21 protein-coding genes are annotated in these 24,671 nt (G+C 71.6%); 8 read left to right on the forward strand and 13 right to left on the reverse strand.

Translation table 11 applies throughout. The features are described 5' to 3' along the window. Positions 1 to 99 precede the first annotated feature (99 nt). From ACFWVC_RS05805 to ACFWVC_RS05820, 4 genes are all read right to left on the reverse strand, one after another. Positions 100 to 3,951, reverse strand: coding sequence for a multifunctional oxoglutarate decarboxylase/oxoglutarate dehydrogenase thiamine pyrophosphate-binding subunit/dihydrolipoyllysine-residue succinyltransferase subunit (locus ACFWVC_RS05805; RefSeq protein ID WP_384278389.1), 3,852 nt, complete (start codon positions 3,949 to 3,951; stop codon positions 100 to 102). Between the two features lie 253 nt (positions 3,952 to 4,204). Further along, on the reverse strand, positions 4,205 to 5,299 hold the full coding sequence (locus ACFWVC_RS05810; RefSeq protein ID WP_384278396.1) for an ATP-binding protein: 1,095 nt from the start codon (positions 5,297 to 5,299) through the stop codon (positions 4,205 to 4,207). Continuing rightward, positions 5,296 to 6,039: a response regulator transcription factor gene (locus tag ACFWVC_RS05815; protein ID WP_384278402.1), complete on the reverse strand. Its 744-nt coding sequence runs from the start codon at positions 6,037 to 6,039 to the stop codon at positions 5,296 to 5,298. Before ACFWVC_RS05815 ends, ACFWVC_RS05810 begins: the two co-directional genes overlap by 4 nt. Before the next feature lie 61 nt (positions 6,040 to 6,100). Further along, entirely contained in the window at positions 6,101 to 6,784 is a 684-nt protein-coding gene (locus ACFWVC_RS05820) for a spermidine synthase (protein ID WP_384278410.1), read from the reverse strand. A 146-nt stretch (positions 6,785 to 6,930) separates the two neighbouring features. Between ACFWVC_RS05820 and lon the strand changes: the two genes are divergently transcribed. Together lon and ACFWVC_RS05830 are read left to right on the forward strand one after the other, a co-directional pair. Beyond that, positions 6,931 to 9,372: an endopeptidase La gene (gene lon / locus ACFWVC_RS05825; RefSeq protein WP_384278417.1), complete on the forward strand. Its 2,442-nt coding sequence runs from the start codon at positions 6,931 to 6,933 to the stop codon at positions 9,370 to 9,372. A gap of 279 nt (positions 9,373 to 9,651) precedes the next feature. Beyond that, a complete protein-coding gene (locus tag ACFWVC_RS05830) occupies positions 9,652 to 10,074 on the forward strand; it encodes a MarR family winged helix-turn-helix transcriptional regulator (protein WP_384278664.1) in 423 nt (140 codons plus the stop codon). Between the two features lie 68 nt (positions 10,075 to 10,142). Here the strand turns inward: ACFWVC_RS05830 and ACFWVC_RS05835 are convergent, their stop codons facing one another. Beyond that, positions 10,143 to 10,991 (reverse strand): hypothetical protein, encoded by an 849-nt coding sequence (locus tag ACFWVC_RS05835; protein WP_384278423.1) that lies wholly within the window; start codon positions 10,989 to 10,991, stop codon positions 10,143 to 10,145. A 358-nt stretch (positions 10,992 to 11,349) separates the two neighbouring features. Here ACFWVC_RS05835 and ACFWVC_RS05840 point away from each other — a divergent pair, with 358 nt between their 5' ends. The 5 genes from ACFWVC_RS05840 to ACFWVC_RS05860 all read left to right on the forward strand — a co-directional run bounded on the left by ACFWVC_RS05840 (position 11,350) and on the right by ACFWVC_RS05860 (position 16,793). Further along, entirely contained in the window at positions 11,350 to 13,881 is a 2,532-nt protein-coding gene (locus tag ACFWVC_RS05840; protein ID WP_384278429.1) for a nitrate- and nitrite sensing domain-containing protein, read from the forward strand. Continuing rightward, complete coding sequence (locus ACFWVC_RS05845) at positions 13,881 to 14,456, forward strand: roadblock/LC7 domain-containing protein (RefSeq protein ID WP_384278433.1); 576 nt, start codon at positions 13,881 to 13,883, stop codon at positions 14,454 to 14,456. Before ACFWVC_RS05840 ends, ACFWVC_RS05845 begins: the two co-directional genes overlap by 1 nt. Further along, on the forward strand, positions 14,456 to 14,860 hold the full coding sequence (locus ACFWVC_RS05850) for a DUF742 domain-containing protein (protein ID WP_384278438.1): 405 nt from the start codon (positions 14,456 to 14,458) through the stop codon (positions 14,858 to 14,860). Before ACFWVC_RS05845 ends, ACFWVC_RS05850 begins: the two co-directional genes overlap by 1 nt. Before the next feature lies 1 nt (position 14,861). Continuing rightward, positions 14,862 to 15,464, forward strand: coding sequence for an ATP/GTP-binding protein (locus ACFWVC_RS05855; protein ID WP_384278444.1), 603 nt, complete (start codon positions 14,862 to 14,864; stop codon positions 15,462 to 15,464). A gap of 93 nt (positions 15,465 to 15,557) precedes the next feature. Then, positions 15,558 to 16,793, forward strand: coding sequence for a styrene monooxygenase/indole monooxygenase family protein (locus ACFWVC_RS05860; RefSeq protein WP_384278451.1), 1,236 nt, complete (start codon positions 15,558 to 15,560; stop codon positions 16,791 to 16,793). Between the two features lie 94 nt (positions 16,794 to 16,887). On the opposite strand, the gene ACFWVC_RS05865 is transcribed toward ACFWVC_RS05860, so the two are convergent. Both ACFWVC_RS05865 and ACFWVC_RS05870 read right to left on the reverse strand, forming a co-directional pair. Beyond that, positions 16,888 to 17,463 (reverse strand): hypothetical protein, encoded by a 576-nt coding sequence (locus ACFWVC_RS05865; protein ID WP_384278456.1) that lies wholly within the window; start codon positions 17,461 to 17,463, stop codon positions 16,888 to 16,890. Between the two features lie 59 nt (positions 17,464 to 17,522). Next, positions 17,523 to 17,840 carry a hypothetical protein gene (locus ACFWVC_RS05870; RefSeq protein ID WP_384278461.1) on the reverse strand — a complete coding sequence of 106 codons (318 nt, stop codon included), beginning with the start codon at positions 17,838 to 17,840 and terminating at the stop codon, positions 17,523 to 17,525. A 288-nt stretch (positions 17,841 to 18,128) separates the two neighbouring features. Between ACFWVC_RS05870 and ACFWVC_RS05875 the strand changes: the two genes are divergently transcribed. Next, positions 18,129 to 18,671 carry a hypothetical protein gene (locus tag ACFWVC_RS05875; RefSeq protein ID WP_384278467.1) on the forward strand — a complete coding sequence of 181 codons (543 nt, stop codon included), beginning with the start codon at positions 18,129 to 18,131 and terminating at the stop codon, positions 18,669 to 18,671. Between the two features lie 56 nt (positions 18,672 to 18,727). Here ACFWVC_RS05875 and ACFWVC_RS05880 read toward each other — a convergent pair whose 3' ends face one another. From ACFWVC_RS05880 to ACFWVC_RS05905, 6 genes are all read right to left on the reverse strand, one after another. After that, on the reverse strand, positions 18,728 to 19,513 hold the full coding sequence (locus tag ACFWVC_RS05880) for an alpha/beta fold hydrolase (RefSeq protein ID WP_384278472.1): 786 nt from the start codon (positions 19,511 to 19,513) through the stop codon (positions 18,728 to 18,730). Positions 19,514 to 19,681: 168 nt separating this feature from the next. Continuing rightward, the gene (locus ACFWVC_RS05885; protein WP_384278475.1) at positions 19,682 to 20,830 is read right to left on the reverse strand and encodes an NlpC/P60 family protein; all 1,149 of its coding nucleotides are present in this window, start codon (positions 20,828 to 20,830) and stop codon (positions 19,682 to 19,684) included. A gap of 128 nt (positions 20,831 to 20,958) precedes the next feature. After that, the gene (locus ACFWVC_RS05890; RefSeq protein WP_384278478.1) at positions 20,959 to 22,548 is read right to left on the reverse strand and encodes a chitinase; all 1,590 of its coding nucleotides are present in this window, start codon (positions 22,546 to 22,548) and stop codon (positions 20,959 to 20,961) included. A 131-nt stretch (positions 22,549 to 22,679) separates the two neighbouring features. Then, positions 22,680 to 22,946, reverse strand: coding sequence for a hypothetical protein (locus ACFWVC_RS05895; protein ID WP_384278481.1), 267 nt, complete (start codon positions 22,944 to 22,946; stop codon positions 22,680 to 22,682). Positions 22,947 to 22,980: 34 nt separating this feature from the next. Further along, positions 22,981 to 23,733 carry a TetR/AcrR family transcriptional regulator gene (locus tag ACFWVC_RS05900; protein ID WP_384278484.1) on the reverse strand — a complete coding sequence of 251 codons (753 nt, stop codon included), beginning with the start codon at positions 23,731 to 23,733 and terminating at the stop codon, positions 22,981 to 22,983. A 31-nt stretch (positions 23,734 to 23,764) separates the two neighbouring features. After that, positions 23,765 to 24,667: a diiron oxygenase gene (locus ACFWVC_RS05905; RefSeq protein ID WP_384278486.1), complete on the reverse strand. Its 903-nt coding sequence runs from the start codon at positions 24,665 to 24,667 to the stop codon at positions 23,765 to 23,767. Between the last annotated feature and the right edge of the window lie 4 nt (positions 24,668 to 24,671).

The raw sequence follows: 24,671 nt of genomic DNA on the forward strand, positions 1-24,671 counted from the left end.
CCGCCCCGCGCCCGTCCGCGGAACACGCGAGGGGCCCCGCACTCGGTGAGTGCGGGGCCCCTCGCGTTCACGGGACCGAGAGCTACGGGGCTACGAGCCTCAGAGCTCGAAGACCTCGTGCACCAGATGCTCCTGCTGCTCCTGGTGCCGCTTGGCGGAGCCGACCGCCGGCGACGAGGAGGACGGGCGCGAGACGCGACGCAGCCGGTCGGCGTTGTCGGGGGCGGCGCCCAGGACCAGGTCGAGGTGGTCGATCAGGTTGAGGGCGATGAAGGGCCAGGCACCCTGGTTGGCCGGCTCGTCCTGGGCCCAGACGTACTTCTGGGCCTTGGTGAACGGGGCCAGGGCGGCCTGGATCTCCAGGCCCGGGAGCGGGAAGAGGCGCTCGATCCGGATGAGGGCGGTGTCGAAGGCACCGCGCTTCTCCCGCTCGGCGACGAGGTCGTAGTAGACCTTGCCGGAGCAGAAGACGACCTTGCGGACCTCTTCCGGCTTGACGGCGGTGTCGCCGATGACCGGCTGGAACTGACCGGAGGTGAACTCCTCGGTCGTCGAGGTCGCCGCCTTCAGGCGCAGCATCGACTTCGGGGTGAAGACGATGAGCGGCTTGTGGTGCGGGTTGTGGACCTGCCACCGCAGGAGGTGGAAGTAGTTCGCCGGGGTGGTCGGGACCGCGACCGTCATGTTGTTCTGCGCGCACAGCTGGAGGAAGCGCTCGATGCGCGCGGACGAGTGGTCCGGGCCCTGGCCCTCGTAGCCGTGCGGGAGGAGCAGGGTGACGCCGGAGGTCTGGCCCCACTTCTGCTCGGCGGAGGAGATGAACTCGTCGACGACGGTCTGCGCGCCGTTGACGAAGTCACCGAACTGGGCCTCCCAGGCCACCAGCGCGTCCGGGCGGGCGAGCGAGTAGCCGTACTCGAAGCCCATCGCGGCGTACTCGCTGAGCAGCGAGTCGTAGATGTTGTAACGCGCCTGGTCGTCGGAGAGGTAGAGCAGCGGGGTGTAGTCCTCGCCGGTCTCCCGGTCGACCAGGACGGCGTGCCGCTGGCCGAAGGTGCCGCGGCGGGAGTCCTGGCCGGCGAGCCGGACCGGGGTGCCCTCCATCAGCAGGGAGCCGATGGCGAGGGTCTCGCCCATGGCCCAGTCGATGGTGCCGTCCTCGACCATGGCCGCCCGGCGCTGCAGCTGCGGCAGCAGACGCGGGTGGACGGTGATCCGCTCGGGGATGTTGACCTGCGAGGCCGCGATCCGCTTGACGGTCTCCTGGCTGATCGCGGTCGCGACCGGGACCGGGAACTCCGGTCCGGTGGACGCGTTCTCCTCCTCCTGCGAGGTGGCGGGCGCGGTGGCCTCGCGGACCTCGGTGAAGACCTTCTCCAGCTGGCCCTGGTAGTCCTGCAGCGCCTGCTCGGCCTCTTCCAGGGTGATGTCGCCGCGGCCGATCAGGGACTCGGTGTAGAGCTTGCGCACCGAGCGCTTCTTGTCGATCAGGTCGTACATCAGCGGCTGGGTGAAGGACGGGTTGTCGGCCTCGTTGTGACCGCGGCGGCGGTAGCAGATGAGGTCGATGACGACGTCCTTGTTGAACGCCTGGCGGAACTCGAAGGCCAGTCGCGCGACGCGGACCACGGCCTCGGGGTCGTCGCCGTTGACGTGGAAGATCGGCGCCTCGATCATGCGCGCGACGTCGGTGCTGTACATCGACGAGCGCGAGGACTCCGGGGCGGCGGTGAAGCCGACCTGGTTGTTGATCACCACGTGCACGGTGCCGCCGGTGCGGTAGCCGCGCAGCTGCGACATGTTGAGGGTCTCCGCGACGACGCCCTGGCCGGCGAAGGCCGCGTCACCGTGGAGGACGACCGGCATGACGGTGAAGTCGGTGCCGCCCTTGCCGATGACGTCCTGCTTGGCGCGGGCGATGCCCTCGACGATCGGGTCGACCGCCTCCAGGTGCGAGGGGTTGGCGGCAAGCGAGACCTTGATCTGCTCGCCGTCCAGGCCGGTGAAGGTGCCCTCGGCGCCCAGGTGGTACTTCACGTCGCCGGAGCCGTGCATCGACTTCGGGTCGAGGTTGCCCTCGAACTCCCGGAAGATCTGCGCGTACGACTTGCCGACGATGTTGGCCAGCACGTTCAGCCGGCCGCGGTGGGCCATGCCGACGACGACCTCGTCCAGGCGCGACTCGGCGGCCGCGTCGATGACGGCGTCGAGCAGCGGGATGACGGACTCGCCGCCCTCCAGCGAGAAGCGCTTCTGGCCGACGTACTTGGTCTGCAGGAACGTCTCGAAGGCCTCGGCGGCGTTCAGCCGGCGCAGGATGCGCAGCTGCTCGTCGCGCTCGGGCTTGGTGTGCGCGCGCTCGACGCGGTCCTGGATCCACTTGCGCTGCAGCGGGTCCTGGATGTGCATGAACTCGATGCCGACGGTGCGGCAGTACGAGTCGCGCAGCACGCCGAGGATGTCGCGCAGCTTCATCAGGGACTTGCCGGCGAACCCGCCGACCGCGAACTCGCGCTCCAGGTCCCACAGGGTGAGCCCGTGCTCGGTGATGTCGAGGTCGGGGTGCTTGCGCTGCTTGTACTCCAGCGGGTCGGTGTCGGCCATGACGTGGCCGCGGACCCGGTAGGAGTGGATCAGCTCGAAGACGCGGGCGGCCTTGGTGACGTCGTCGTCGTGGCTGGCGTCGATGTCCTTGAGCCAGCGGACCGGCTCGTAGGGGATGCGCAGCGACTCGAAGATGTCGTCGAAGAAGTTGTTCTCGCCCAGCAGCAGCTGGTTCATGATCCGCAGGAACTCGCCGGAGGCGGCACCCTGGATGACCCGGTGGTCGTAGGTGCTGGTCAGCGTCATGACCTTGGCGATGCCCAGCTTGTTCAGGGTGTCCTGGGAGGTGCCCTGGAACTCGGCCGGGTAGTCCATCGAGCCGACGCCGAGGATCACCGACTGCCCGGGCATGAGCCGCGGCACCGAGTGGACGGTGCCGATGCCGCCGGGGTTGGTCAGGGAGGCCGTGACGCCGCTGAAGTCGTCCATGGTCAGCTTGCCCACGCGGGCGCGCCGGACGATGTCCTCGTAGGCCTGCCAGAACTCGAAGAAGTTCAGGGTCTCGGCCTGCTTGATCGCCGCGACGACCAGCTGGCGGTCGCCGTTGGGCTTGACCAGGTCGATGGCCAGGCCCAGGTTGACGTGGTCGGGCTTGACCAGCGTCGGCTTGCCGTCCTTCTCAGCGAACGACCAGTTCATCGACGGCATGATCTTCAGCGCCTGCACCATGGCGTAGCCGATGATGTGCGTGAAGGAGACCTTGCCGCCGCGGGCGCGCTTGAGGTGGTTGTTGATGACGATGCGGTTGTCGAACAGCAGCTTCACCGGGATGGCGCGCACGGACGTGGCCGTGGGCACCTCCAGCGAGGCGTGCATGTTCTTCGCCACGGCCGCGGACGGACCGCGCAGCGTCACGAACTCGGGACCCGCGGCGCTGTCGGTGACCGGGGCCTTGGGGGCCGGGGTCGGATGCTGCGCCGGGGTGGGCTTCACGACGGCGGGCTTCGCCGGGGCGGGAGCCGCGGCGGCGGCCGGGGCCGGGGCGGGCGCGGCAGGGGCGGCCGCGGCCGGCTTCACCGGCGCGGGGGCCGGAGCCGAAGCAGCCGGAGCCGGAGCCGCGGGGGCCGGCGGAGCGGCCGGCGCTGCGGCGGGGGGCGTCTGAGGACGGCCCGTGGCGACCGCGGAACCCGTATCCGCTCCCGGCTTGTAGTCGGCGAAGAAGTCCCACCAGGCTCGGTCCACCGAGTTCGGGTCCTGGAGGTACTGCTGGTAGATCTCATCGACAAGCCACTCGTTCGGCCCGAAGCCGGCGGCAGGGTCCTGACCCTGCCCGTCGGTCACGGGCCTGGGGGTACCGCCCGGCCGGAGGCTGGGGGAACTCGAGCTATTGGGGGACTGTGGCGACACGGCGGTAACCGCCCTCTTCCGCTTCACAAGGTGATGGACAGCGGGAATAAAGGCTACGCCTATTGGACCGGTTCATGCAGGCCCGGGGGCCAGTCGTCGCCTAAGTCACATCGAAAGTGCGGTTTCGGCGCGGAGATTGGCGGGAAAGGGGTCCCGAATCGACTGCCTCTGGCCGGGCGCGAGCCGCCGCCCGGCCGTACGGCGCACCTGGGTTACTTGCGTCACGTGCGGTGTGTGCGGTGCGTGCGTTGCGTCAGGCAGGCGCCGGGGCGGACCCCGGCAGGGCGACGTGGATGCGGCAGCCGCGCGGGGACTCGGCCACCTTGATGTCGCCGCCGTGCAGGTCCACCGCCCAGCGGGCGATGGCCAGCCCCAGTCCCGTACCGCCGTCGCCGGGGCCCGCGCTGCCGCGGTTGAAGCGCTCGAAGACGCGGGTGCGCTCCGCCTCGGGGATGCCGGGGCCCTCGTCCAGCACTTCCAGGTCCAGGCTGCCGGGACCGGCGCCGCGCCGGGCGCGGACGGTGACCCGGCCGCTGGGCGGGCTGTGCTTGACGGCGTTGTCGACCAGATTGGCGACCACCTGGTGCAGCCGCTCGGCGTCCGCGTACGCGGTGAGCTCCGGCGGCGAGACGTCCAGGTGCAGATGGACGTCCTTGCGCGGCCGGGCGCCCGGCCCGCTGTCCTGAAGCCCGAGGCTCGCGGCCTTGAGCACCGCGGACAGATACGGCCACACCTCGAAGCGCTTGGCGTCCAGCGGCACGATGCCGCTGTCGAGGCGGGACAGGTCCAGCAGGTGGGCGACGAGCAGGCTCAGCCGCTCGGCCTGCTGCAGCGCGGTGCGCATGGTCTCCGGGTCGGCCTCGGAGACGCCGTCGACGACGTTCTCCAGGACCGCGCGCAGCGCGGCGATCGGCGTGCGCAGCTCGTGTGAGACATTCGCCACCAGCTCCTTGCGGTGCCGGTCGACGGCCTCCAGGTCGGCGGCCATCCGGTTGAAGGCGTCGGCCAGCTCGCCGACCTCGTCACGGCGGGCGGCGGTGACCCGGCGGCTGTAGTCGCCGCGGGCCATGCCGATGGCCACCGAGGTCATCTCCCGCAGTGGCGCGGTCAGCCCGTGGGCGACCAGCTGGGAGATGAGCAGCGAGGCGATGATCGAGAAGATCGTGATGATCCTGATCTCGGTCGCGGAGTGCATCGCCACATAGATGAGGAATGTGGTGATCGCCACGGAGGCGATGACCAGGAACTGCAGCGCCGCCTTGATGGACCGGAACGGGTCCCACGGCCGCAGCGCGGCCCACACGCGGTCCCGCAGGCTCGGCGGGCGTGGCGCGCTGTAGGGGCTCATGGCGTGGGGGTCTCGAGGGCGTAGCCGACACCGTGGACGGTACGGATGCGCTCCGCGCCGATCTTGCGCCGCAGGGCCTTGACGTGGCTGTCGACGGTCCGGGTGCCCGAGGCGTCGGCCCAGTCCCAGACCTCCGCGAGCAGCTGCTCGCGGGAGAGCACGGCGCGCGGCTGCTGCGCCAGGCACACCAGCAGGTCGAACTCGGTGGGCGTCAGGTGCACGTCCGCGCCGCGGACCCGGACCCGTCGCTGGGCGTTGTCGATCTCCAGGTCGCCGAGCTGCATGTTGGCGCCGCGCGGGTCGCGGGCGGCGATGGTGGCCCGCTCCACGCGGCGCAGCAGGACGTGCACCCGGGCGACGAGCTCGCGCAGCGAGAACGGCTTGGTCATGTAGTCGTCGGCGCCCACGCCGAGGCCGACGAGCATGTCGGTCTCGTCGTCGCGCGCGGTGAGCATCAGCACCGGCACGGGCCGCGCGGCCTGCACGCGGCGGCAGACCTCCAGGCCGTCGTAGCCGGGCAGCATGACGTCGAGCACCAGCAGGTCGGGCTGCCAGGAGGCGGCGGTCTCCACCGCGGCCGGCCCGTCGCCCGCGGTGCGGACCTGGAAGCCCTCCGCCCGCAGGCGTACGGCGATGGCGTCGGCGATCGTCGCGTCGTCCTCGACCACCAGCACCCGGCGCTGCGCGCCGGGGGTGGCCGCGACCGCTGCGGCGTCGCCCGGAGTCTGAGTGGTGTCCATGTGCGGTCCCCCATGGTCGTTTGCGTTGCGCAGCAGCGTACGGGGCACGACGGCGCCGCGGCTATCCGGGTGTGATTGCCAGGTGCACGACATCCGGAACGCCCCGATTCACGGGGGTCTCCATCGTCCGGACCTGCGTGAACCGCGCAGACCGCAGTGCGTCCTCGAACGCGGCGGACGGCTTGGCCGACCATACCGCCAGTACGCCGCCGGGTGTGAGCCGTGCCCGGCAGGCCGCCAGGCCCTCGGGGCCGTACAGCCCCCGGTTGTCGTCGGTGACCGTCCAGTGGGGGCCGTTGTCGATGTCCAGGCACAGGGCGTCGTAGGTCGCGTCCGCCTCCCGCAGATACGCCACGAGGTCGCCCTCCAGCACCGTCACCCGCGGATCGTCCAGCGCGTGCTCGGAGAACGGCGCCAGGTGTCCGGCGCGGTGCCAGTCGACGACCGCCCGCTCGCGCTCGGCCACCGCGATCCGCTCCCAGCGCGGCTCCCGCACCGCGTGGGCCAGGGAGAAGCCCACGCCCAGGCCGCCGATCAGCACCGACAGGCCGGTTCGGTCCGCCGGCAGGGCGGCCAGGGCGGCGTCGACCAGCAGCCGTTCCGAGCGGCCGTCGGAGGTGTCCATCAGAAAGGTGCCGTTGGCGATGATCTCGAACCGCTCGCCGTGCCGGCGCAGGGCCACCTCGCCGTACGGTCCCTCGCGGCGGTCGAGTGTGACGGGTCGTCCCTCTTCGTTCGCGTGCATGGACTCAGCGTAATGAGCGGCAGGTCAGCGGCCGGTCGGGGGCCGGTCGGGGGTCGATCGCTCAGAGCGAACACGGTCCGGGGAACACCGGGGGCATCAGAAGCATTGAGTCTGCATAGCTCAACTTGATTGCTTAGGGAGAGATAATGGCTCAATCGTCTTCGTCGGCGTTCGCGCCGCTCACCCTGCCCGTGCTGCCGCTCGACGACGCGGTGGTCCTGCCGGGCATGGTCGTGCCCGTGGACCTCACCGACGCCGAGGCGCGTGCCGCCGTCGAGGCGGCCCAGGCCGCTCAGCGGTCCGGTCTGCCCGGTGTCGGCAACAAGCCGCGGGTCCTGCTCGTTCCCCGCGTGGACGGCGACTACGCGGGAGTGGGCACGCTGGGCACCGTCGAGCAGGTGGGACGGCTGTCGGACGGCGATCCCGGGGCCGTGATCCGCGGCGTCAGCCGTGTGCGCATCGGCGCGGGCACGACCGGACCCGGCGCCGCCCTGTGGGTGGAGGGGACCGAGATCGCGGAACCGGTGCCCGCCGAGGCGCCCGGCACCGTCGCGGAACTCGTCAAGGAGTACAAGGCGCTGGCCACCAGCTGGCTGCGCAAGCGCGGTGCCTGGCAGATCGTGGACCGCGTCCAGCAGATCGACGACGTCTCGCAGCTGGCCGACAACGCCGGCTACTCCGGCTTCCTCACCACCAAGCAGCGCGTCGAGCTGCTGGAGACCGTCGACCCAGTCGCCCGGCTGAAGCTGGCCACCCAGTGGCTGCGCGACCACCTGGCCGAGCAGGACGTCGCCGAGACCATCCGCAAGGACGTCCAGGAGGGCATGGAGAAGCAGCAGCGCGAGTTCCTGCTGCGGCAGCAGCTTCAGGCCGTCCGCAAGGAGCTGGCCGAGCTGAACGGCGACCCGGAGGACGAGGCGGACGACTACCGTTCCCGCGTCGAGGCCGCCGACCTGCCCGAGAAGGTGCGCGAGGCCGCCATGAAGGAGGTCGAGAAGCTGGAGCGGTCCAGCGACGCGTCCCCCGAGGGCAGCTGGATCCGCACCTGGCTCGACACCGTCCTGGAACTGCCGTGGAACACCACGACCCAGGACGCCTACGACATCCCCGGCGCGCGGGCGGTGCTGGACGCCGACCACGCGGGCCTGGACGACGTGAAGGAGCGCATCACCGAGTACCTGGCCGTGCGCAAGCGCCGCACCGACCGCGGTCTCGGGGTCGTCGGCGGGCGCCGCGGAGGCGCGGTGCTGGCCCTGGTGGGCCCGCCCGGCGTCGGCAAGACCTCGCTCGGCGAGTCCGTTGCCCGCGCGATGGGACGGAAGTTCGTGCGCGTCGCGCTCGGCGGCGTCCGCGACGAGGCGGAGATCCGCGGCCACCGGCGCACCTACGTCGGCGCGCTGCCCGGCCGCCTGGTGCGCGCCATCAAGGAGGCCGGGTCCATGAACCCGGTGGTCCTGCTCGACGAGATCGACAAGGTGGGCTCCGACTACCGCGGCGACCCGACCGCGGCCCTGCTGGAGGTCCTGGACCCGGCCCAGAACCACACCTTCCGGGACCACTACCTGGAGGTCGAACTGGACCTGAGCGACGTGGTGTTCCTCGCCACCGCCAACGTCCTGGAGGCCATCCCGGAGCCGCTGCTGGACCGCATGGAACTGGTGCGGCTGGACGGCTACACCGAGGACGAGAAGCTCGTCATCGCCCGCGACCACCTGCTGCCGCGCCAGCGCGAGCTGGCCGGGCTCGGCGAGGACGAGGTCATCGTCGACGACGCGGCCCTGCGCAAGCTGGCCGGGGAGTACACCCGCGAGGCGGGCGTGCGCACCCTGGAGCGGTCGATCGCCCGCATCCTGCGGAAGGTCGCGGCCAAGCACGAACTCGGCGAGCACGAGCTGCCGTTCACGGTGACCCCGGAGGAACTGCGGGATCTCATCGGGCGGCCGCACCACGTGCCGGAATCGGCGCAGGACCCGCAGGAGCGGCGCACGGCGGTGCCGGGTGTGGCCACGGGCCTGGCGGTGACCGGCGCGGGCGGCGACGTCCTCTACATCGAGGCGTCGCTGGCCGACCCGGAGACCGGCGGCAGCGGACTGCAGCTCACCGGTCAGCTGGGCGACGTGATGAAGGAGTCCGCGCAGATCGCGCTCTCCTTCCTGCGCTCGCACGGCGCCGAACTGGAACTGCCGGTCGGCGACCTGAAGGAGCGCGGCGTCCACATCCACGTCCCCGCGGGCGCGGTCCCGAAGGACGGCCCGAGCGCGGGTGTCACCATGACCACCGCGCTGGCCTCGCTCCTGTCGGGGCGCCGGGTCCGTGACGACGTGGCGATGACCGGCGAGGTGTCGCTGACCGGGCGCGTGCTGCCCATCGGCGGCGTCAAGCAGAAGCTGCTGGCCGCGCACCGCGCCGGGATCACCACCGTCGTGATCCCCAAGCGGAACGAGGCGGACCTCGACGACGTCCCCGCCGAGATCCTGGAGAAGCTGGAGGTCCACGCGGTCTCGGACGTCCGGCACGTGCTGAAGCTGGCCCTGGAGCCCGCCGTGACCGGCGCGGACTCCGGCCTGGAGGTCTCGGTCGCGGCGTGAGTGAGGCCCTGACCGGGTGAGAGAAGAGAGCGGCCCCTCCCAAGCGCCTGAGGAGGGGCCGCTCTCGTGTGCGCGGGGGCGGCGGCGGGGCGGGGCGCGTGGCACGTGGTGGGGGAGTGACACCGGCCGCGGACGTGCCCCTGGTCACGTCGTTGATCCACGTCTGCGAAATACTGGGGACGCTGCGCATACGGCGGCCCCTGAAGAGAAGTTTCCGTCCTGAAAGCGGGTGACCGCGTGGCCGAGACGGCCGGGTCCCACGGAGGTGCCGACCCCGTGATGGAGGCGCTCGAACGCGAACTGACCGTCCTGTTCCGGCGGGCCAGGGCCTCCCAGGGCGAAATGGCCCGCGAGGTCCACCCCGAACTCGAACCCGCGGCGTACGGGCTGCTCGCCCGGCTCGCCGAGACCGGGCCGCAGCGGGCGACCGTCCTGGCCGGGTACTTCGGGGTCGGCAAGGCGACGATGAGCCGCCAGCTGCGCGCCCTGGAGGAACTCGGGCTGATCCTGCGCGAACCGGACCCGGCGGACGGCCGGGCCTTCCTCGTCGAGCTGACCGAGGAGGGCGACGCCCGCTTCGCCCGCGTGCGGCTCGCGCGCCGGGCCCGCTACGTCAGCCGGCTGCGCGGCTGGGACCGTGGCGAACTGTCCGAACTGGCCCGTCTGCTGGGGCAGCTGAACGATTCGCAGGAAGGTGTGTGAGCGCTGCGCCGCACTGCGCTGCGTTGCACCCGGGCCGGGCCGGGCCGAGTGACCGGGTCTGTCCGGCGTCAGAGCTCCACGAACACCGCGGTGGCGTCGTCGCTCGCCTTGCCGCGCGGGAAGCGGGTGCCGTCGGGGTCGGCGGACTCCGCCGTGCGGACCCGGCGGACGAGTTCGTCGGGCCCGGCCTTGCGCAGCAGGGCGACCAGGCCCGCCCGGTCGGTCTCGCCGAACACGTCGGCGAGGCGGGTCGCTCCGTCGGTGAGGGCGGCGATCGCGCGCACCGACGTCCTCGGCCGTACACCGGTGACGGCGGCGCGGGCCGCCACGCCCGGGTCCGCCGCGGCGGTGAAGAAGCCGCCCTCGGCGTTGCGGAGCGCCTCGACGGCCTCGACGTACGCCGCCGCGGCCCGTGCGCGCTCCGCGGTGCCGCGCGGCAGCGCGCGGACGGCGGCGCGCAGCGCGGGCACCGGAGCGGGCAGGTGGTCCAGGCGGTCGTCGAGGACCGCGGCCACCGCGCCGGACGCGTCCTCGATGAGCAACTCCGAGTCGGATAGCACCAGATGCTCCACGCTGTCCGCATTCCACCGGACCGCCACGACCGTCGCCTGAGGGGTGCGCCGGTGATAAAGGTCACAGGTCGCGCGGTGCGTGTCGGCGGTCCGCGCGATGGCCTGTGCGAGACACTCCGCCAGCGGCGGTGCCGAGAGCGAAACGGACAGTTCGATCATGGAACCGCCCAGCTCGGAGACGTACCAGGGGACCGAGTGGCGGCAACCGGTGGGGCCGTCGGGCGGGGTGACGCCGTCCAGCAGGACCAGTGAACCGCCGCCACCTGATGCGGGCATGGCGACTGCCACGAAGTCCTCGTTCGGGCGATCGGGGGTGCCGGGCTCGGTGGCCGTCTCGACGCGCATGCGTCCAGTGTGCGGCAGCCGCTCGCGCGGCCTGTTCGAACCCCGGCGGCGGTCCGTCGCGAGGTCCGGGCGGTGAAGGGGCGCATCCTGCCAGGACCGCGCGGAGGACGCCAGTTCCCCGCCGTTCGCGCTCGCGAACCCGCGGGTAACGATCCCGCGCGGGAGTTGGACGTCAACTTGTGCGTGCGATTCACTCGTTCGGGTGTCGAGGTCAGGGACGCACATCTGCATTCCGGGTCGGCCTGAGATGGTCGGGACGATGCCGGGAAGAGGCCAGACGTTGCCGTGCTCGGCGCTCGGCCGATGTGTCGTCATCTCGGGACAACTTGGACCAGGCGAGACGGGATAGCGAGCACCGGTGCGAACACGACGTAACCCGCGGACCAAGCGCGTGCGGCAGAGACTGCTCGGTGCTCTGCTGATCTGCGCCGTCACGGTTCTGGCCGCCTCCGCGCCGGGGGTGGCGACCGCCGTACGGGACCTCGCGGAGTCCCAGCGACTGATCGGCATGGCCCGCCTGCAGGCGCAGGCCGTCTCCCTCAGCCACGCGCTCGCCGACGAGCGCGACGACATGGCGGTGCTCGTCGCCACCGGCCGGTCCACCGCGGGCGGCACGGGCGTCTCGGAGACCGAGCGGGGGCGTGTCGACCGGCAGATCAAGGAGATCCGCGCGGCCGCCGCGGACGCCGACACCGCCGACGCCCCGGCCTTCGCCGCCGCGCTCGCCGAGGTCGACCGCCGGCTCGGCGAACTGCCCGCGATCCGGCAGAAGGTGCTCGCCGGCCCTGGCGGCGTCGTCGCCGCCGGCACGGCCTATCAGCCGCCCATCGACGCGCTGAACGGTCTGGGCGCGGCCGTCGCCCGTTCGCTGCCCGCCCGCGGCGGCTCCGCCGACACCACCGCGCTGCCCTTCCTCGCGCGCGCCGTCGACCAGGCCTCGTTCCAGCGCGGCCTGCTGGTCGGCGCGCTCGCCGCGGGCGGCCCCCAGGCCGAAGCGGTGGGCGCCGCGCAGGCCGCCGCGGTGCGCGAGCGCACCGCGCTCGCCGACTTCCACGCCACCGCGTCGACCGCCGCCGGCGAGCAGTACGAGCAGACCGTCACCGGGTCCGACGTCACCACCGCCGACCAGCGGCTGAAGTGGCTGCTGGACGCGGGCTCGCTCTCCGTCACCGACCAGGCGCTCAAGTCCGCGTCCGTGCAGTCCGCGCTCTCCGCGCGGATCGACCTGATGCGCGGGGTCGAGTCCTCGCTCGCCGCGGCTTCCGCCGACCGCCTCGCCGCGCTGCGCGCCGACGACGTGACCGGCCTCGAACTGCATGTCGCGCTGGCCGGCGTCTGCTTCCTGCTGGTGCTCGGCACCTGCGTCTCCACCGCCCGCTCGATCACGCGTCCCGTCGCCGCCCTCAACCGCTTCGCACGCGGTGACGTCCCGGCCGACGAGCAGGTCAAGGCCGTCGGTTCGGACGAGTTCGCGGCGGTGGCCCGCGCCGTCAACGCGCTACGGGCGGAGAACGCGGGCCTGCGCGAACGCGTCGCCGCGCAGGACGCCGAGCACACACGGGTACAGGGCGTGCGCGACGCGCTCGCCGCCGAACGCGACCTGCTGCGGAGCCGGCAGGAGGCGCTGACCGCCGAACTCGCCACTCTGCGCGGCAGCGTCAGCGCCACCTATGTGAACCTCACGCTGCGCACCCTCGGCCTGGTCGAGCGGCAGCTCACGCTCATCGAGAAGCTGGAGGAGCTGGTCCACGACCCGGACGAGCTCGCCCAGCTGTTCCGCCTGGACCACCTGGCGACCCGCATGCGCCGCAACAGCGAGAACCTGCTGCTGCTCGCGGGCACCGAGCACGGCCACGCGCACCCCCGGCCGGTCCCGCTGGTGGACGTGGCGCGTGCCGCGGTCTCCGAGATCGAGAAGTACGAGCGGGTCCGCATCCAGCAGCTGCCCGCCGGGCGGATCGCCGGATTCGCCTCGGACGACCTCAGCCACCTCGTCGCCGAACTGCTGGAGAACGCCACCACGTTCTCGGCGCCGGAGACCGAGGTGCAGCTGTCCGGCTGGCTGCTGGAGAGCGGCGAGCTGATGCTGTCGGTCGAGGACGGCGGCATCGGCGTCCCGGCCGCCCGGCTGGAGGAGCTCAACGCCCTGCTGGCGCAGAACGACCCGGCCGCGCCGGCCTCCGAGTCCACCGGCATGGGTGTGTACGTGATAGCCCGGCTCGCGGCCCGGCACGGCATCCGCGTCCAGTTGCGCGAGGCCAAGCGCGGCGGCACGACCGCGGTCGTGGTCGTCCCGGCCTCGCTCACGGCGCCCGCGGAGGACCCGGAGGGCCCGCAGACCCCGGTCGAGGCCGCGGTCGCCGGGGAGCCCTGGCAGCCCCGCGCCGCCCGGTCCGCCCGGTCGTCCGCACGATCCGCGCCGCTGCCGGCGCCGCGCGAGGAACGGGACGGACTGCCGGCCGGCGGGGACGCGGGGGAGCGCGTCGCCGCGGCGGACGAGGCCCGGCACGAGCCGATCGAGCACGCCCGCGCCGACCAGCCGGTGCCCGAACCGGCGCCCGGACCCGCGCCCGAACCCGCCCAGGGCGGGGAGCGGCTGACCGCCAAGGGGCTGCCGCAGCGCGTCCCGCGCGCCACCGGCCTGTCGGGCGAGCCCCAGGTCCGTGACGCCCGCCAGGGCAGCGCGGTGGACCCGGAGGAACTGCGGCGCAAGCTCGGCGGCTTCGCCCAGGGCCTGCGCGAGGGACGGGCGGACGCGGACGCCGAGACACGCGAGATCCGGCGCGACACGGACGCGCCTTTGGGGACGACGGAAGCAGCGGAAGAGAAAGTCAGCCCGGGGGGACCACAACAAGTCGAAGCCGAAGGCGTCGAGGAGGCACGCGGTTGATGTCGGCCAGAACGGACACCCAGAGCGAGCGGGACCTGAGTCACGAGGCACGCAATCTCCAGTGGCTGTTGCGCAATTTCGTGGATGACGTGCCGGGCGTCCGCTCCGTGGCCGTCGTCTCGTCGGACGGACTGCTGCTGCTGAGCTCCGAGTCGGACGAACCCGAGGCCACCGTGGACGCGGCGGACCAGGTGGGGGCGGCGGACGCGGCTGACGCCTCGGACGCGTCGCCGTCGGAGCAGTCCGCCGGCGGCGCCGCCGCAGGACGGCCCAAGAGTCCGGCCGGCACCTTCGCGAACCTGGCGACGGTGGTCTCCGGCATCGCCTCGCTCACCGACGGCGCCGCGCGCCTGATGGAGGGCGGCGGGGTCCGGCAGACGGCCGTCGCGATGGAGAACGGCAGCGTGTTCGTGATGACGATCAGCGACGGCTCGCTGCTGGGCGTCCACGCGGACGCCGAGTGCGACATGAGCATCGTGGCGTACCACATGGCCCTCTTCGTCGGCCGGGCCGGGCATGTGCTCACCCCGCAACTCCGCACGAAACTGCGGCAGGCGATCGAAGGAGCCCTGTGATGGCCCGGCACGCCGGGGCGCTGCCGGTGCGCGGCGCGGGGCGCCGCTCGGCCCGGGTGCGCCCGTACGCGCTGACCGGCGGCCGGACGTCCTTCGGGCATGTGCTGCTCGTCGAGACCTTCGTGGCCACGATCGACGGCGCGCAGGAGCGGCGGGAGCTGACCTCCGGGGGCTGGGCGGAGCGCGTGATGCCGGAGATGCGCGCCATCGTCGAACTGTGCCGCCGGATGCGCTCGGTCGCCGAGATCTCCGCGCTGCTGCGCATGCCGCTGGGCGTCGTCCGCGTGCTGCTCAGCGATTTGGCCGATCAGGGAAGGATCCGTGTGTACGGGACCGGGCACGGGCCCGGCAGCCCCGATCGCGCGCTGCTGGAGAGGGTGCTCGGTGGACTTCGCAGGCTCTGAGATGACGTCGGTGGTGGAGGAGGAGGGCCTGCAGGAGTGGCAACTGGACATGAGCCGCGCGCCCACCTCGACCAAGATCGTCGTGGCGGGCGGCTTCGGCGTCGGCAAGACCACCTTCGTCGGCACGGTCTCCGAGATCACCCCGCTCACCACCGAGGCGGTGATGACCCGGGCCAGTGAGGACATCGACGACCTCGGCTCGACCCCGGACAAGACCACGACCACGGTGGCGATGGACTTCGGCCGGATCACCCTCGACCGGGAGCTGGTGCTGTACCTGTTCGGCACCCCCGGCCAGCAGCGGTTCTGGTTCATGTGGGACGACCTGGTGCGCGGCGCGATCGGCGCGGTCGTGCTGGCCGACACCAGGCGGCTGGCGGACGCCTTCCCCGCCCTGGACTACTTCGAGAGCAGCGGCCTGCCGTACGCGGTCGCGGTGAACCACTTCGAGGGCACCACCGCCTACGACGAGATCGACGTCCGTGAGGCGCTGGCCGTGCCGGACGAGATCCCCGTCCTGATCTGCGACGCGCGCGACCGTCCCTCGGTGATCCAGGTGCTGCTGGCCCTGGTCAAGCAGGCCCTGGTCGCCCACCCGGAGTAGCGGTCCCCCTGGGGCGTGCCCCCCGGGGGCGCCTCCGGCATCCCCACCCACCTCACCCATGTTCAGCAGCACCGTACGAGAGAGCGTGCCGTCTTGCGCAGAATACTGATCGTGGGGGCCGGGCAGTCCGGCCTCCAACTGGCCCTGGGTCTGCAGTCCCACGGGTACGAGGTCACCGTCATGTCCAACCGCACGGCGGACGAGATACGCGAGGGGCGTGTCATGTCCACCCAGTGCATGTTCGACACGGCCCTGGGTCACGAGCGGGACCTCGGCCTGAACTTCTGGGAGGACCAGACCCCCCGGATCGAGGGCCTGGGCGTCTCCGTCGCGGCCCCCGACGGTTCACGTCCGATCGACTGGGTCGGCCGGCTCGACGGGTACGCCCAGTCCGTCGACCAGCGGGTGAAGATGGCCGGCTGGCTGGAGACCTTCGGCGAGCGCGGCGGCAAGCTGGTCGTCCACGGTGTCACCCTCGGCGACCTGGACTACTTCTCCCGCGCCTACGACCTGGTGCTGGTCGCGGCCGGCAAGGGCGAGCTGGTCTCGATGTTCGGCCGGGACGCCGCCCGCTCCCCGTACGACAGCCCGCAGCGCGCGCTGGCCGTCGCCTATGTGCACGGCCTCGGCCCGCGGCCGGAGCATCCCGACTTCCACGCGGTGCGGCTCAACATGGTCCCGGGGGCGGGTGAGTTGATCGTCATCCCGGCGCTGACCACCTCGGGCCCGTGCGACATCCTCTTCTGGGAGGGCCTGCCCGGCGGCCCGCTGGACGTCTTCGCGGGCGTGAAGGACCCGGCTGAACACCTGCGCATCACCCTCGACCTGATGAAGCGTCACCTTCCGTGGGAGTACGACCGGGCCCGCGACGTCGAACTGACCGACGCCGGCGGCACCCTGGCCGGACGCTTCGCCCCGGTCGTCCGCCGGCCGGTCGCCGAACTGCCCTCGGGCGGACTCGTCCTCGGCGTCGCCGACGTCGTGGTCGCCAACGACCCCATCACGGGCCAGGGTTCCAACAGCGCCTCCAAGTGCGCCGCCGCCTACCTCGCCGCGATCGTCGAGCGCGGTGACGAGCCCTTCGACCGCGACTGGATGGAGTCCGCCTTCGCCCGCTTCTGGGCATCCGCCGAGCCGGTCACCAAGTGGACCAACGCCCTCCTCGGCCCGCCCCCGGAGCACATCCTCGGCCTGATCGGCGCGGCCGGCCAGTTCCCCGCGGTGGCGAACCGCTTCGCCAACGGCTTCGACGACCCGTCCGACTACGAGTCGTACTTCTACGACCCGGACAAGACCGCCGCCTACCTGGCCTCGGTCGCGGGAGCCTGACGGGCTTCCGGCCGTCGTCACCCGCCGCTATCGGCCGCCCTCGGACGGCCCGGAGACGGCCCCGGTTCTTCTGCCGGGGCCGTTGACGTTTCCACTACCGGCCGAGGGTGCGGTCGCTGCGCAGCAGCAGCACCATCACCGCTCCTCCTCCGATGAGCCAGGCGATCAAGGCGACCGCGCTTTGCCCCATCCCGGCGGCAACGGGTATCACCGACAAGGCAACCGTCAACAGGCCTGCGGCCGCCCGGCCCATTCCGCCACCGCGCCACACCTCCCGAAGCATCCCGGGGCGACGCCACATGATCACCATGGTGACCAGGTAGCAGACGGCAAGCCAGACCATGAACGTAGCGGAAACCGGGGCAATGCGCGCGGGCCCCGCATTCCCTTTCAAGAGGTCGAGCGCGCCGACGAAAATCGTGACAGGTCCGGCGATCGCGAAAACGGCGGCGATACGCCGAGCGCGAGGCAATGACCTGCCGGCACTCGCTCGCCCGTGTTCGGGATCGTCCACCCACCGGAACGACGATGCCATTCCGGCCAAGTCCACGAAGCGCTCCGCCGCGCCTCGATAGTTGGCGGCGATGATGACGCCGAACCCGGTGGCGCCGAGGCCCCAAATAAGCTCGAACAGGCCGGAGTCGGATTGTTGCTTCACAGCGGCATACATCGACAGGTCCCCCTCGGGCCACCCCGGCTGTGCGGGCGTGTTGGTGTCAGGTGGTGATGTCAGGAATGGGGCTGCCCTTGAGGTGCGTCCGCATCGCCATTCGCGGTGCGCTTGGCTCTCACCGGCCTGCCGAGGACCTGAAGAACCGCGCCGAGTACGACCAGAGCCAAGGCCACGGTGGCGAGATCCGCACCCACTCGATAGGACCACCCGGCCAGCCTCGGTACCCCCTCCAAGGCCAGGCCGCCGCCCATCACGATCGCACCCCAACCGGCCATGTGGTGCTGCCGGTACTGCGCCGCTCGCCAGCCGTTCAAGGTCGATGTCCCCATGGCTGCCATCACGCATCCACAGGCCAGCATGATCCACGCTGTCATGACACCCCTCCGCCAGGAAGTTACCGCGTGGGCGGTCGGGTCTCCATGGGCGGGTCACGTTCATGAAAGGGCCTGAAAACCGTCGGTGGCAGCGGGGGTGCCCCTTCCCGCGGACGTCCGCAACATCGCCCGCGGATCCGCTCGGCGGACCAAGACGTTGTCCCTTACGGCGGTATGGTCGTGGACATGGCGGGCGGATCGCGAGGACTGGACCGGGACGACTGGTACGGGCCCGGTACTCCGCTCGTACAGCGCGTACGGCACTATCGGCCCAATCGCAAGGGACGGATGAAGCTCGTGCGCTGGCTACGCGTCGGTCTCTGCCGGATGGTGGCCTGCCTTCTCGCCTGCATGGCCCTTGTCGTTGTGTCGGATTCCTCGATCGATCGTGTGGGTTGGCATCGCGCCCTGGTGGGCGCTTGGGTACTCCTGCTGGCATCCGTCTGCTGGCGCTTCTCCCTCATCAGGGTGGTGCTGCGACCCGGTGAGATCGTGCGCTGCGGTGTGTGGCGCCACGTTGTCGTGCCCTGTGCCGCAGTGAAGCGATTGCACCGGGAGTCGTGGCGCGGTGGCCTCATCCTTGAGACGCGTGCAGGGGACGAGATCGACTTCGCCTGGTTCGACGGCTCCCTGTGGGACCTGCTCTACAACTTCTCTGCCGTCTGCGAGGACGCGATGCGGAGTCATGCAGGCTCCACCGGGGGCCGGGCCCCATCCCGCGGAACCTCCGGTCTCCGGCGGCGGTTCACCTGGTCGATCGGTGCGGATCTGCCCGCCGCCGGCGCCGTGGCCTGTGTGGTCGTGGGCCTGTTCGCGGCAGCGGGCGGCTGACAGGCGCGGGCCGTCCCGGCACGGCCCACCGCCGGCCCGAAAGACCGCCGCGGCGGTCAGCGGGCGAGGAACGGGACGAGCGCCGCGAGGAGTTCGGTGGGTGAGTCGAGCGCGATGAGATGGGCCGCGGCCGGGAACTCGACGAACGTGGCGCCGGGGATCTCGGCGGCGTAGCGGCGGGCGATGTCCTGGAAGTCGGCGATGTCGAGCCGCCCGACGCCGACCAGCGTGGGGACGGTGATCGTGGCGACGTCGCGGTCCGTGCCGCCCTGGGAGTGCTGCCCGACGACGTCCTGATGGGTCAGTGCGATCCGCATCGGTTCCCGGAGTCGGTCGGCGAGTCCCGGGGCGACGTCCTGCCAGCCGCGGCTCGGGCCGCGCAGCCACATGTCCAGGTTGACGCGGACGGCGGTGTCCAGGTCGCCCGCGGCCAGGGCCGCCGTCTCGGCCTCGTCGTACGCGACCATCTCCGCCGACCAGTCGTATCCCCGCCACGGCGGGGCGAGCATGGTCAGCGAGTGGACGCGGTCCGGGTGGGTGAGCGTGAAGTCCGCGGCCACGCGGCCGCCCCAGGAGGCGCCGACGACCCGGACCCGGTCGTGGCCGAGGTGGTCCAGGAGGCGGCGCAGGTCGTCGGTCTCGCTGAACGGGCCGGTCGGTGGCGGGGACTGGCCGAAGCCGCGCAGGTCGTACCGGATGACGGTGTACCGCTCCGCGAGGGCGGGCGCGACCGCGTCCCACATGCGGTGGTCCGCGACGCCGGCGTGCACGAGCACGACGGGCGGGCCTTCGCCGCCGACGGTGCAGGAGAGTCGGCCGAGTTCGTCTATGAGAGTGAGCATCCGCGCATGTTCGCAGGCCGGTCCCGCACCGGCCACCGAATTGACGGCCGGACCGGACGCGGGCCGGTCAGCCGCGGACGTCGACCACGACCGTGTGGCCCTCGCGCACACCCGCATGGTCCACCAGGCGCTTCCGGGCGGTGACGAAGACCAGCGGCAGGGCGCCGGTCACGAGCCGGTGGAGCCCAGCGGAGTCCGGTCCTTCGCCGTGTCCGGAGCGGTCGGCGGGACGTAGTGCTTCATCGACGGCTCGTCGGAGTCCGGGCGGACCGCGCCGAGGATCGGGTTGGCGGCGATCGGGGAGATCTTGACGACGTCGCCCGTGCGGGGCGCCTGGATGACCATGCCGTTGCCGATGTACATGGCCACGTGGGTGGCGCCGGGGAAGTAGACCACGAGGTCGCCGGGGCGCAGCAGGTTGAGCGGGATGTGGGGCAGCCGCTCCCACTGCTCCTGGCTGGTGCGCGGGATGGGGGTGCCGGCGTGCAGCCAGGCGCGCGAGGTGAGCCCCGAGCAGTCGTACGCCTTCGGGCCCTCCGCGCCCCAGATATAGGGCTTGCCGATCTGTGCGTAGGCGAAGGACAACGCGCTGTTGCCGACCTTGGAGGGCGCGAGCGAGAGGCTGCCGAGCTGCCCCGATCTCAGGAACGCCTCCTGAGCCTGGTCGATGCCCTGTTCCTCCAGCTTCTGGAGGTCGGCGAGCTGAGCACCCGTCAGGCCGGCGAGGATCTCCTCGACGTTCGCGAGCTGCTTCTCGACCTCCTCCTTGGCCTCGCGCTGCTGGTCCGCGAGCTGCAGCGAGCCGTCCAGCGCGTGCTGCTGGGCGCGGCTGAGGGCGGCGATCCGCTTCTCGCCGTTCTCCAGCTGGGCGACCAGCTCGGCCTGGCTGCCGGCGGCGCGGTCGAGCATGTGGCCCTGGGTGAACGCGTCCTGCGGGTCGCCGCTCAGCAGCAGGCTGAGGTACGGGGAGACCCCGCCCTCCTTGTACTGCTCGCGGGCGAGCTGCCCGGCCAGCGCGCGGGCGTCCGCAAGCGCCGTGCGCTCCTCGGCGAGCTGGCGGTCCAGGCGGTTGGCCTTGCCGCGGTTCTCGCTGAGTTCGGACTCGGCCTGGTCGTAGGTCTCGGTGGCCTCTTCGGCCTTGAGGTACAGGTCCTGCAGCCGTTCCAGCAGGACGACCAGGGTCGGGCCGGTGGGTTGCGGGTCGTCGGGCACCGCGAACGCGTTCTGCGCGGGCAGTCCGAGGGCCGCGGCGGCCAGCAGCGTCCCGCAGACGAGTGCCCTGCGCACCCACTCCTTGGGTCTGCTTGCTGCTGACATCCCTTCACCTCCGACTGTATTACGGTCTGCTTGCCGGTAGATCCTTACATGACCGGGTCGCCTGCGACAGGGTGACCCGGCCGGAATGGGTGGCTCCGAGGCAATTGGAGCCACCCGTTTCCCGGATGTCAGCCGAAGTACGAGTCGAAGTTCCGCTGGAATTCCCAGTTGCCGAACTTGTCCCAGTTGATCGACCACGTCATCAGACCGCGCAGATTCGGCCATGTTCCGTGTGTGGCGTAGGAGCCGCAGTTGGCCCGCTTGGTCAGGCAGTCGAGCGCTTTGTTCACTTCTGACGGAGTTGTCCATCCGTTGCCCGCGTTGGAGGTCGCGGGCAGTCCGACGGCCACCTGGGAAGGCGCGAGCGCCGGGAAGACGTTGGCCGTGTTGCCCGCCACCGGGAAGCCGGTGAGCAGCATGTCGGTCATCGCGATGTGGAAGTCGGCGCCGCCCATCTGGTGGTACTGGTTGTCCAGGCCCATGATCGGCCCGGAGTTGTAGTCCTGAACGTGGAGCAGCGTCAGGTCGTTGCGCATCGCATGGATGACGGGGAGGTAGGCGCCGGCCCTCGGGTCCTGCGCGCCGTTCGGGCCCGGGCCGTAGAACTGGTAGCCGAGCTGCACGAAGAAGGTCTCGGGTGCCATCGTCAGCACGAATCCGCTGCCGTATCTGGCCTTGAGGGTCTTCAGCGCGGAGATCAGATTGACCACGACCGGTGTGGTCGGGTTCTTGAAGTTCGTGTCACCGGCGTTGAGGGAGAGCGAGTGGCCCTCGAAGTCGATGTCGAGACCGTCCAGTCCCCAGGTGTCGATGATCCTGCCGACGGAGGAGACGAAGGCGTCACGGGCGGCGGCGGTCGTCAGCTGCACCTGGCCGTTCTGGCCGCCGATGGAGATCAGCACCTTCTTGCCCTGCGCCTGCTTCGCCTTGATCGCCGCCTTGAAGTCCGCGTCGGACTCCACGTTCGGGCACTCGGAGACGGGGCAGCGGGTGAAGCGGATGTCGCCCGAGGTGGTCGTGGTCGGCTCGCCGAAGGCGAGGTCGATGTAGTCCCAGCTCGCGGGGACGTCGGCCATGCGCACATAGCCGGAACCGTTGGCGAAGCTGGAGTGCAGGTAGCCGACCAGCGCGTGGGAGGAGGGGCCCGTCGGGGTGTCGGTCGGCGTCGGGGTGGGCGTCGGCGTGGGTGTCGGGGTCGGGGTCGGCGTGGGGGTGGGGGTGGGGGTGGTCGGGCCGCCCGGGCCGGTGAGCGAGACGTCGTCGGCCCAGAACGTGGGCTGGGCGTACCAGCCGTGCACGTAGACGGTCGCGCTCGTCTGGCTCGCGCCGGTCGTGAAGCTCACGCTGAGCTGCTGGTACGCCCCGCCGGTGCCCGGGGTCCAGGTGCTGGTCCCGCCGTCCACGCCGATGTAGACGTAACTGCCCTTGACCTGCGCGGAGTAGGTGTACGTGGTGCCGGGCGCCACGCTGACCGTCTGCTTGCACTGCGCGGTGCCGGACGAGCCCGGGGTGCCGGCCAGGGCCCAACTGCCGCTCTTCGCCTGGCCGGTGACGGCCTGGGTGGTGCCCGCGTCACAGCTCCAGCCGGTCAGGTTGCCGTTCTCGAAACCGCCGTTGACCAGGAACTCGCCCGCGTGCGCGGAGGGCGCGAGGGCGACCAGCCCGCCGAGGGCGGCGGTGAGGGCGAGGGTCGCCGTCACGGCGACGAGGGATCTCATGGGGACCGCTCCTTGGGGGGCGAGGAGATGTGCGCATGACAATCCGCAGCAAACAGGTCTGGACCAATCCTGTCAATGGTCCGGACCAGAACACGGCACCGGTGCCCCCGGCGGGAGCCCGGCCGCGGCGCTCAGGCGCGCGGCTTCGACCAGGGCCAGCGCGGCTTCTCCGGCCGGTTCCCCTCGGGGTCGTAGACGAAGACCCACCGCGTACGGCGCTGCGCGCGCGTCCCCGGGCTGGGCTCGCGGTGGTAGACGTGCACGACCGGGGCCGCGCCGTCCGGTTGCGGCACCGGCACCTCGTACACCTTCGGGGGCTGCCCGGTGATGCCCGTCAGCACCCCCAGCACGCGGCCGTCCAGCGGCCCCCCGACGAATTCCGTGTCCTCATGCCTCACGGGGTCAGAGTAGGCCCTAGGGCGGGGCCCGTGTTCATGGAATGGCAGGTGGGAGCAGATGTGCGACGGCCTGTGCGAGCGGCGCGACCCGGCGGGCCAGATCACCTGCGGGGCTGCCCGGGCTCTCCCTCCCCAGGGCGGCCAGCGCGACCTCGGCGGTCTCCTGGTCGGTCGTGGAGCTGACCAGCAGCAGCGCCGTGAAGTGGTCGACCAGCCACCGGCGCAGCTCGTGGGCCGGTGGCTGCTTGCCCTCGTCGATCCAGGTCAGCGACACGGCCTCGACGCTCGCGATCCACGAACGCACCATCATCGCCAGCCGCGGACCCGGCCGGGGGGCGCCCAGGTGCAGGAGGATCTGCTCGGCGGCACTGCGCCGCACCTCGTCCACGATGGCGCCGGTGCGGCTGGTCTCTGCGACGCTGCCGCCGCGCAGCAGCGCGGAGTACGCGGCGTCGTGCTCGTCCACGTACGACAGGTAGCGGTCCAGCGCGTTCGACAGGCGCTGGGTCATCTCGCCCGCCGCGGGCTCCACGAAGCAGTCCCGCAGCTCGTCGGCGGCACTGCGCATGGCGGCCTCGTACAGCTGCTGCTTCCCGCCGGGAAAATAGCGGTACACCAGGGGGCGGGAGACCCCGGCGGCGGCGGCCACGTCGTCGACCGACACGTCCTCGGGGCGGTGGTGCCCGAAGAGCGCCACGGCGGCGGCGAGCAGCTGGGTACGGCGCTGCTCGACGCTCAGCCGGCGGTAGGCGGGGGCGGCGGGCGCCGGCGTCGAACGGCCGTTCATGACCGCCAGCGTATCCGGCCCGCCCGTCGTCCTACCCGAGAAGCCCCGAGCTGCGCCACATCCGGCGTACCCCGCGGCCCTCGAACATGCCGACCTCCTCCAGGAAGTCCATCAGCTTCTTCGCGGACTGCCGCATCACGTCGCGGCGGTGCGGGCTGGTGCGGGCCAGCTCGGCGGCGTACTTCGGGTCCAGCCCCACCGACGCGTACACCTGCGGGCTGATCAGCGACCGGGCGATGACCCGGGCCGCCTCGGCGGAGGAGACCCGGGTGAGGGCCAGCTCCCAGCGCGGCGCCGTCGCCATCTGCCGGCGCAGTTCCTCGCGGGCGTAGCGGATGTGCCGGGCCTCCTCGACCACGTGGATGCGGGTCACGCCGCGGGTCAGCGGCTGCACGCGCTCGTCCGGGAAGGTCAGGCGCTGCATCCAGTCGAGGATCTCCTCGGCCAGCAGGGTGCCGGTGAACGCGCCGGGCGTGGTGGAGACGGTCTTCAGCACCCGGCCGAGGTTGTGGTCCAGCCGGGCCGGCCGGTAGACCGGCGTGCCCAGCCGGGTCACCAGCCGCGCGAACATCTTCGAGTGGCGGCACTCGTCCGCGATCTCGGTCAGCGCGTAGCGCACATGCCCGCTGGTGGGGTCCAGGTCGTAGGAGTGCCGCAGCAGCAACTGCATCAGGATGATCTCGAACCAGATGCCGATCGAGGCCAGCGAGGCCGCTTCGTGCCTGCTCAGCTCGATCCGCTGCTCCTGCGACATGTGCTTCCACAGCGGGGTGTCGTACAGGGAGACCAACTCGGGGGGCCAGAACCACCCGCCGTCCTCGAAGGGGGCGTCCCAGTCGAGCTCGGTGTCCGGGTCGAAGGAGTGCTTCGCGGAGGCGTCGAGCAGCCGCTCCGCCACTTTTTCTCGCGTTGCAAGAGGGGTGCCAGCGGTCATGCTC

This window comes from Streptomyces sp. NPDC058691 (assembly GCF_042714775.1).
Taxonomy (GTDB): domain Bacteria; phylum Actinomycetota; class Actinomycetes; order Streptomycetales; family Streptomycetaceae; genus Actinacidiphila.

Coding starts and splice junctions, on each gene's coding strand:
- ACFWVC_RS05890 (WP_384278478.1), bottom strand. CDS start 22,548: ATGAGATCCCTCGTCGCCGTGACGGCGACCCTCGCCCTCACCGCCGCC.
- ACFWVC_RS05845 (WP_384278433.1), top strand. CDS start 13,881: ATGTCGGCCAGAACGGACACCCAGAGCGAGCGGGACCTGAGTCACGAG.
- ACFWVC_RS05850 (WP_384278438.1), top strand. CDS start 14,456: ATGGCCCGGCACGCCGGGGCGCTGCCGGTGCGCGGCGCGGGGCGCCGC.
- ACFWVC_RS05820 (WP_384278410.1), bottom strand. CDS start 6,784: ATGCACGCGAACGAAGAGGGACGACCCGTCACACTCGACCGCCGCGAG.
- ACFWVC_RS05870 (WP_384278461.1), bottom strand. CDS start 17,840: ATGACAGCGTGGATCATGCTGGCCTGTGGATGCGTGATGGCAGCCATG.
- ACFWVC_RS05875 (WP_384278467.1), top strand. CDS start 18,129: ATGAAGCTCGTGCGCTGGCTACGCGTCGGTCTCTGCCGGATGGTGGCC.
- ACFWVC_RS05835 (WP_384278423.1), bottom strand. CDS start 10,991: ATGCGCGTCGAGACGGCCACCGAGCCCGGCACCCCCGATCGCCCGAAC.
- ACFWVC_RS05865 (WP_384278456.1), bottom strand. CDS start 17,463: ATGTATGCCGCTGTGAAGCAACAATCCGACTCCGGCCTGTTCGAGCTT.
- ACFWVC_RS05885 (WP_384278475.1), bottom strand. CDS start 20,830: ATGTCAGCAGCAAGCAGACCCAAGGAGTGGGTGCGCAGGGCACTCGTC.
- ACFWVC_RS05905 (WP_384278486.1), bottom strand. CDS start 24,667: ATGACCGCTGGCACCCCTCTTGCAACGCGAGAAAAAGTGGCGGAGCGG.
- ACFWVC_RS05810 (WP_384278396.1), bottom strand. CDS start 5,299: ATGAGCCCCTACAGCGCGCCACGCCCGCCGAGCCTGCGGGACCGCGTG.
- ACFWVC_RS05880 (WP_384278472.1), bottom strand. CDS start 19,513: ATGCTCACTCTCATAGACGAACTCGGCCGACTCTCCTGCACCGTCGGC.
- ACFWVC_RS05830 (WP_384278664.1), top strand. CDS start 9,652: ATGGAGGCGCTCGAACGCGAACTGACCGTCCTGTTCCGGCGGGCCAGG.
- ACFWVC_RS05900 (WP_384278484.1), bottom strand. CDS start 23,733: ATGAACGGCCGTTCGACGCCGGCGCCCGCCGCCCCCGCCTACCGCCGG.
- ACFWVC_RS05815 (WP_384278402.1), bottom strand. CDS start 6,039: ATGGACACCACTCAGACTCCGGGCGACGCCGCAGCGGTCGCGGCCACC.
- lon (WP_384278417.1), top strand. CDS start 6,931: ATGGCTCAATCGTCTTCGTCGGCGTTCGCGCCGCTCACCCTGCCCGTG.
- ACFWVC_RS05855 (WP_384278444.1), top strand. CDS start 14,862: ATGACGTCGGTGGTGGAGGAGGAGGGCCTGCAGGAGTGGCAACTGGAC.